The sequence below is a fragment of the Bowmanella yangjiangensis genome (assembly GCF_017255015.1).
Lineage (GTDB): Bacteria > Pseudomonadota > Gammaproteobacteria > Enterobacterales > Alteromonadaceae > Bowmanella > Bowmanella yangjiangensis.
The window spans coordinates 1-389 of sequence record NZ_JAFKCS010000677.1 but is presented as its reverse complement, the minus strand read 5'-3'; the positions used below and the strand labels follow the sequence as shown (position 1 = coordinate 389).

Sequence of the window (389 nt, the reverse complement as noted above, 5' to 3'; positions counted from 1 at the left end):
GAGATCACGGAGATGGACGAGCAGAACCCGCAGGCCCGCCACGGTACCTGAGCGTTCGATATATCGCTCACTTCGCCGGTCATCTCGCATCCCTCGAGGCGTTTTTCTACTACGCCGCTTCAACCGACACCGCGCAAAAAAATCGACGGCTCCACGTCAAGCCAGCACAGCCTTCCTCACAAACCCAGTAGAAACGGCCTCCGCACAGTACTACCGGGGGTTGCAGCGCGCCGCCCCGGCGCCCGAAACCGCTGCTGAAAGCTGGCGAAATGACGCCCCCGCATCAGGCGAATCGTGAGCAAACTGTCATTTTTTCTGAACCATTCAAAAAACACGCGGGTCCCAATTTCAGGTCATCGAGGCACGCCAGCCTCCCGCGGGACGGCTCC

General features: G+C 59.9%; 1 protein-coding gene. It reads left to right on the top strand.

Annotated features, from left to right (window positions below; translation table 11 throughout):
• The coding region (locus tag J0A65_RS26225) for a hypothetical protein (protein WP_206597119.1) at positions 1 to 191 on the top strand (191 nt) is incomplete at its 5' end.
• Positions 192 to 389: the final 198 nt, after the last annotated feature.